The organism is Synechococcus sp. N26 (assembly GCF_900473975.1).
In the GTDB taxonomy this organism is placed as follows: domain Bacteria; phylum Cyanobacteriota; class Cyanobacteriia; order PCC-6307; family Cyanobiaceae; genus Parasynechococcus.
Genome location: NZ_UCNM01000003.1, coordinates 25,368 through 31,575, shown reverse-complemented (window position 1 = coordinate 31,575; position 6,208 = coordinate 25,368). Strand labels below are relative to the sequence as shown.

The 6,208-nt window shown below is 60.6% G+C and carries 8 protein-coding genes; 4 read left to right on the top strand and 4 right to left on the bottom strand.

Translation table 11 applies throughout. The annotated features are described in order from the left end of the window. Positions 1–56 precede the first annotated feature (56 nt). Complete coding sequence (gene mtnC, locus DXY33_RS03015; RefSeq protein WP_115131705.1) at positions 57–806, bottom strand: acireductone synthase; 750 nt, start codon at positions 804–806, stop codon at positions 57–59. Beyond that, a complete protein-coding gene (gene mtnB / locus DXY33_RS03010; RefSeq protein ID WP_244275839.1) occupies positions 806–1,381 on the bottom strand; it encodes a methylthioribulose 1-phosphate dehydratase in 576 nt (191 codons plus the stop codon). The genes mtnC and mtnB overlap by 1 nt, the downstream gene beginning before the upstream one ends. Here mtnB and DXY33_RS12650 point away from each other — a divergent pair. Beyond that, the gene (locus DXY33_RS12650; RefSeq protein WP_244275840.1) at positions 1,313–1,477 is read left to right on the top strand and encodes a hypothetical protein; all 165 of its coding nucleotides are present in this window, start codon (positions 1,313–1,315) and stop codon (positions 1,475–1,477) included. The genes mtnB and DXY33_RS12650 overlap by 69 nt on opposite strands. Further along, a complete protein-coding gene (gene mtnA / locus DXY33_RS03005) occupies positions 1,474–2,487 on the top strand; it encodes an S-methyl-5-thioribose-1-phosphate isomerase (protein ID WP_115131700.1) in 1,014 nt (337 codons plus the stop codon). Before DXY33_RS12650 ends, mtnA begins: the two co-directional genes overlap by 4 nt. Here the strand turns inward: mtnA and DXY33_RS03000 are convergent. Both DXY33_RS03000 and DXY33_RS02995 read right to left on the bottom strand, forming a co-directional pair. Then, the gene (locus DXY33_RS03000) at positions 2,478–3,314 is read right to left on the bottom strand and encodes a DNA-formamidopyrimidine glycosylase (RefSeq protein ID WP_115131699.1); all 837 of its coding nucleotides are present in this window, start codon (positions 3,312–3,314) and stop codon (positions 2,478–2,480) included. The genes mtnA and DXY33_RS03000 overlap by 10 nt on opposite strands. A gap of 5 nt (positions 3,315–3,319) precedes the next feature. After that, complete coding sequence (locus tag DXY33_RS02995) at positions 3,320–3,529, bottom strand: photosystem I reaction center subunit IV (protein WP_006851563.1); 210 nt, start codon at positions 3,527–3,529, stop codon at positions 3,320–3,322. 41 nt (positions 3,530–3,570) lie between these two features. Here DXY33_RS02995 and DXY33_RS02990 point away from each other — a divergent pair, with 41 nt between their 5' ends. Next, complete coding sequence (locus DXY33_RS02990) at positions 3,571–4,674, top strand: hypothetical protein (RefSeq protein ID WP_115131698.1); 1,104 nt, start codon at positions 3,571–3,573, stop codon at positions 4,672–4,674. A gap of 69 nt (positions 4,675–4,743) precedes the next feature. Further along, positions 4,744–6,204 (top strand): ATP-dependent DNA helicase RecQ, encoded by a 1,461-nt coding sequence (locus DXY33_RS02985; protein WP_115131697.1) that lies wholly within the window; start codon positions 4,744–4,746, stop codon positions 6,202–6,204. Positions 6,205–6,208 lie beyond the last annotated feature (4 nt).

Sequence of the window (6,208 nt, the reverse complement as noted above, 5' to 3'; positions counted from 1 at the left end):
ATTACCATCACCACCCACGAAGAAGCCACCTCACCTTGAGGTGGCTTTTTTGTTGGCTATTGTTCTGCTGTTAGGTGAGCATTCACCTCGCGGAGTGATTGAACCACTGTGTGCTCCCGTGGGTCACGGTCAGGGTTGCCGTCGCGAAGGCTGAAGAGCGTGTGCATTCCTGCTGAACGAGCAGAATCGCACTCCGCTCCGTTGTCACTCACAAACCAAATCTTGTTGGACGAGCTGTGGAGCTGCTCGACAATCTTTGTATAACTTTCCGTGGATTTTTTAGGGCCTGTATGGGTGTCAAACCAGTGGCTGAAAAGTTTTTCAAGGTCACCCGCAGGGCTGTGCCTGTAAAGCAGTTTTTGAGCTTGAATGCTGCCCGATGAATAGACGGATAAGGTTAATCCTTGCTTGCGCCATTCCCGTAGGCATTCAGCCGTTTCTGGAAACAGTTGAGATTTGAGTTCTCCAATGTTATACCCGTGTTCCCAGATCTTCCCCTGTAGGTCTTTGAGTGCTGTCGACTTCTTGTCGATGCTAATCAAGTGTTTCAGGTATTGAATTAATCCGTCCATCTCCTCTGTTTCCTGATTTGAAACCTGCTGTTTGATCTGCATGCTTTCGGGAGATTGGTCATCCAGCCATTCCTTCTTGGCGGCTTGGATTGGCTTGTTGTGAGGGCTCTTGTCCCAGTGTTGTTTGATGTAGTGGCTCAGTTCTTGCCTGGCGAAGGGAAACAAAACGTCGCTGACAAAGCTCACTGGGCATGTTGTTCCCTCGATGTCGAGCAGAAGATGTTGTTGATTCATCATTGATCTCCAATCTGCATTTGGGTCAATCTCACCTTCAATAGAAATTCCAGGATTTCCAGGTGTCGTTTGCTTGCATCCAGGTCAGCCCCCCACGCGTAAAGGCCGTGCCCGGCCACCAGAAACCCGTAGGGCGATGTTTCCAGAAAGGGTGCGACTGCCTCGCCCAGCTCATCCATCGACTGACTGTTGCTGATCACGGGGATGGTGATGCTGCTGGCGTGGGTGTTGATTCCGATCAGGCCTTTCTGCATTTCCCAGCCCTCCAAGACAATCACTCCTGTGTTTTCGTAGTGGCGGGATAACACCGTTCCGGGAACGGAATGGGTGTGCAGTACAGCTCCAGCTTGGGTTGCTTCAACAATGCGTAGATGCAGCGCCGTCTCGGCACTGGCTTTTCCTTTGCCCGTTAAAACCTTGCCTTGCCCATCCACAACAATCAGCTGATCGCCAGGTACCTGCCCCTTGTCAACACCACTGGGTGCCATGAGCAACTGCAGGGGCTGATGCTGCAGCACCATGCTGAAGTTCCCTCCGGTGCCATCGCACCATCCGCGTTGGTGGATGCCCTGCATTACCTCAGTCAATTGTTCGCGCTGGGTTTGGTTTGCGGTCACAATCCGCTGATCCCTCCGTCTTCTATACAGGACAAAGAGGCCCACGTGCATTGACGCTTCCCCCCAGTTGCCGCTGGAGCGGTGATCACCTGGAGTTGCTGGACCAGCGACAACTTCCCGGTGCTGTGGTCTTCATGCAATTGCACCGTTGGCAGGAGGTTGCTGAAGCGATTTCCTCCATGGCTGTGCGTGGTGCACCCGCGATCGGTATCGCGGCGGCCTGGGGGGTTGTTCTGGCGGCACGCTCCGGAGATGACCTCCCCACTGCGATCCGAGGCCTGCGTGCATCACGGCCCACCGCCGTCAACCTCGGGTGGGCCCTCAATCGGATGCAGGCGGCCCTGGGGTCTGCCTCTCCAGTTGATGTTGATGCGCTCGCCGGTGTGGCCGCTGCGCTTCAGCAGGAGGATCGTCTGCTGACCCAGCGACTAGTGGATCATGGCGTTTCCCTGTTGGCTCCGGGGTGCCGGGTCTTGCACCATTGCCACACGGGTGCCATCGCTACGGGAGGCGTTGGTACCGCCCTCGGGGTGATTGCAGCCGCCCATGCCCGTGGCCTGCTGTGCCATGCCTGGCTGGATGAAACGCGTCCCCGCTTGCAAGGGGCTGCTCTCTCTGCCTGGGAATTGGGTTGTCTCGGGGTTCCCTGCACCGTGATCGTTGATGGAGCCAGTGGATTGCTGATGCGCCGGGGTGAAGTGGATGCCGTGATGGTGGGCTGTGATCGTGTTGCTGCCAATGGCGATGTTGCCAACAAGATCGGCACTTACAACCTGGCGCTTGTTGCCCGAGCCCACGGCATTCCCTTTTATGTCTGCGCCCCTGGCAGCAGCATTGATCGAGCGACGGTTGATGGGGACGCGATCACCATTGAGGAACGCGATGCAGAGGAGATAACCCACACAAAGGGAGTGGGCGTCGCGGCTCCTGGGGCCCAGGCCTGGAACCCTGCCTTCGACATCACTCCGGCTCATCTGGTGACAGGTTTCATCACCGAATTCGGCGTGCTTCGTCCTCCCTATCGGGAGGTTCTCTCTGCGCTTCAGCTGTCCAATCAGCTTTGACAGGTCGGGCACCAGTGGGTGCTTCGGCCCGACAGCTTCTCCCTTTGAATGGGTGTTCCACAGCTGCGGCAGGGTTCTCCGCCACGTCGGTAGACCCAGGCCTGGCCGCCATAGTTGCCATTCACCCCCTCGAGATCGCGGAAATCACTGAAGGTGGTGCCACCGGCTCCAATACTGATGGTGAGAACGTTCACCAGGGCATCCCGCAACCTCTCCAGTTGTTTGAGCTCCAGCTGCCCTGCGGGCGTGAAAGGGGCGATGCCTGATGCGAAGAGGGATTCATCCGCGTAGATGTTGCCCGCCCCGGCCACCAGTGCTTGATCCAACAGCGCTGTTTTGATCGGTCGGCTGCTGCCCTTGAGTTTCTGCTTCAGATAACTGGCGGAGAAGTCGGTGCTGAAGGGTTCAGGCCCGAGTCGCGTTAAGCCTGTGATCACCTCTTCCATCGGTTGGCCCGGAGGAACCCACCACATTTCTCCGAAGCTGCGCACATCCACAAAGCGCAACTCATGCTCTTTTGAGTTCCAGAGGCGAACACGGGTGTGTTTGCACGTTTCTGAGGGCTGCTCATGCCATTGGAATTGGCCGGTCATGCGCAGATGCACACCCCAAACACCTCCTTCGGGCTCCAGGGCTGCCATCAGATATTTCCCTCTGCGCTGCCACTGCCCCACCGTCATTCCGCGGAGGCCAGCAACAAACGCATCTGGCCCACCAGGGCTGGCAATGGCCCTTGGCCTGCAGACTTCAACCTGCGCAATTTTGAAGTCGACAAGACGGTCTGCCAGTCCCCGACGGACCGTCTCGACTTCAGGGAGTTCAGGCAACGGCCTCAGGCCGGCTCGAGTTCCGCTTCGGCGAAATTATTGGTGTTGATGCCACCGTCAACGCCCTGCAGGCCGCTGTAGTTGACCTTTTCGAAGCGAACGACAACGGGGTAGCGGATTCCCGAGGTGTCGATGGAGGCAACGGTGCCAACTTCGTTGAACCAGTAGGACTCAGGACGCTTGATGCGCACCTTGGCGCCGCGGGTGATCGCCATCGCTGGGCATAAGGAGATGCAATCGGAGCGTATCTCGTGGAATGGATGGTGATGACCGCTGCGTCACAGAATGTCGTCCCTTCGTTGTCGGCATCCCTTTGACCAGTTCCATCGCCCTTGATCCCGATCCGTCTCTGCTGCAACTGGATTTGCCGGACCCGGAGCAGGACGACATCAGCACGATGGAATTTCTGGCGCGCCTGGAACAGGCCTGGGCCGTCTGCGACCGCTTTGATCTCCAGACGGAGATCTGGCGCGGTCGCATCCTCCGCGCTGTTCGGGACAAGGAGAAGCGAGGCGGTGAAGGGCGGGGTGCCGGATTCCTGCAGTGGTTGCGGGAGCAGGAAATCAGCAAGACCCGCGCCTATGGCTTGATTCAGTTGGCGGAATCCGCCGACAGCATGCTCAGCGACGGCACCCTGGAGGAGAGCAGTGTCAATCAGTTCTCCAAGCGGGCCTTCATGGAAACCGCTCAGGCGGTACCCGAAGTGCAGCTGATGATTTCCGAAGCTGCCAACGAGGGGCAGGAAATCACCCGCAAGCAGGTGCGCCGCCTCACGGATGAATTCACGGCGGCCACCAGCCCTTTGCTGCCGGAGGAAATTCGTCAGCGCACCCAGGAGAACCTGCTGCCACCCCGTGCGGTGGCCCCTCTGGTGCGGGAATTGGCCAAGCTTCCTGAGCCGCAGCAGGAAGATCTGCGCAAGGTGCTCCGCGATGAGCCTGAACTCGACCGGATCAAGGACGTCACCAGCACAGCACGCTGGATCACCAAGGCAACCGAGTCGGGTGTTGCCGTGCGGGCTTTCCAGCAGGGGGAACTGGACCTGGACCGCGCCATGCAGGAGGCCCAGCGCCTGGATGCCCTTGGTCTGCTGGCCGATGCGGTGGGCCAGGCCCAGGCCCTTGAGTCGGCGGTGCTGAAGCTGCACACCTCCTGGCGGCGCTTGGGGGGGCTTCAGGAGCGGCTCTGGGTTGAAAGCGGAAGCAGCACGCCCTACCTGCGCGATGTGCTGAATGCTCTGCAGACCCTCAGCGGCGCCACCTTGCGGGTGTCGTTGGGAGAGCTCGCGGGTGGCAAGCGGGTGCGGCTCCAGCTGGTGGAGGAGTCCCCTGATCAATTGGATCCGCCACCGCTGGCCTGACTCCAGATCTTGTGCTCGATAATCTGAAACCTCCACATCTGGTGTGTTCTGGCTTCGCTCGAGCGTGCATTGCAGACCCACTTCGGCTGGGATGGCTTCCGCCCCGGGCAACGGCCCGTGGTGGATGCTGTGCTGGCTGGCCGGGATGCGCTGGCGGTGCTGCCTACCGGTGGCGGTAAGTCGCTCTGCTATCAGCTGCCGGCCCTGGTGCGCCAGGGCTTGGTGGTGGTGATCTCACCGTTGGTGGCGCTGATGGAGGACCAGGTGATGGCCCTACAGCGACGTGGAATCGCAGCGGCCTGCCTGCATGCAGGACTTGAGCCAGCTCGACGACAGCAGGCCCTGGAGCAGCTGCAGGACGCCACGCTGCGTCTCCTCTACATCGCGCCGGAACGACTTCAGGGTGAGCAGACCCGGCTGATGCTGGAACGTCATGCCAGGGAGGGCCGACTGGTGGCCCTGGCGGTGGATGAAGCCCATTGCATCAGTGCCTGGGGGCATGACTTCCGCCCCGACTACCGCCGCCTGGGTCAGATCCGCAGCCTCTGCACGGGAGTGCCGATGCTGGCCCTCAGCGCGACGGCAGCCCCAAGGGTGCGGGCCGACATCATTCGCCTGCTGGATCTGCGTCGCCCGCTCGTGCAGGTGAGTTCGGCCCGCCGAGACAACCTGAACTACACGATGCAGCGGCGCCCCAGGGACCCCATGCCGCAGGTGTTGGAGGCACTGGAGATGTCCCGTGGTGCTGCGCTGATCTATGCCCGCACCCGTCGTTCGGTGGAGCAGTGGGCGGAACGTTTGACCGACCAAGGGGTTGCGGCAACGCCGTATCACGCCGGTCTGGATCCGGAGACCCGCCAGCAGGCTCTGAAGCTGTTTCTTGAGCACGAGCGGCCCGTCTTGGTGGCGACGGTGGCCTTCGGCATGGGCGTTGACCGTGGCGATGTGGGCCTGGTGCTTCATCTCGATCTGCCGGCCACACCTGAGGGCTATCTGCAGGAATCGGGCCGCGCCGGCAGAGACGGCAAGCCGGCCCATTGCCAGGTGCTGTTTTCGCCGGGTGATCGCACCAGCCTGGGCTGGGCCATGCGGGCCTCGACCCGGGGCAGCGATTCCCTGGAGGACCGTCGCCGCCTGGACCTGGCTCAGCAGCAGCTGCGTCGCATGGAGGCTGTCGCTGAGGGTGAAATGTGCCGTGAACAGGCCTTGCTGCTGGCTGTCGGCGAGTTGGTGGGTCCCTGTGGTCGCTGCGATCGCTGCGTGGAGTCCCCCAAACGACGCGACTGGTCAGCTCAGGTGGAAACGCTCCTGGCCCATCTGGCCGAGCAGGACGGCACGGAGATGCGTCGCCTTGGAGAGCACCTGGCTCTGCATGAACCTGGACGCCATGACCGCTGGACCTGGTTGGCCCGTCGGCTTGTGCAAGAGGAGTTGATCCAGGAAAGCAACGACGGTGCTCAGCGGCTTTATCTCCGCGAAAGCGGCCGGAGATTCCTGGATTCCCCCTGGCCGCTTGATTACGCCGCCTGATTCA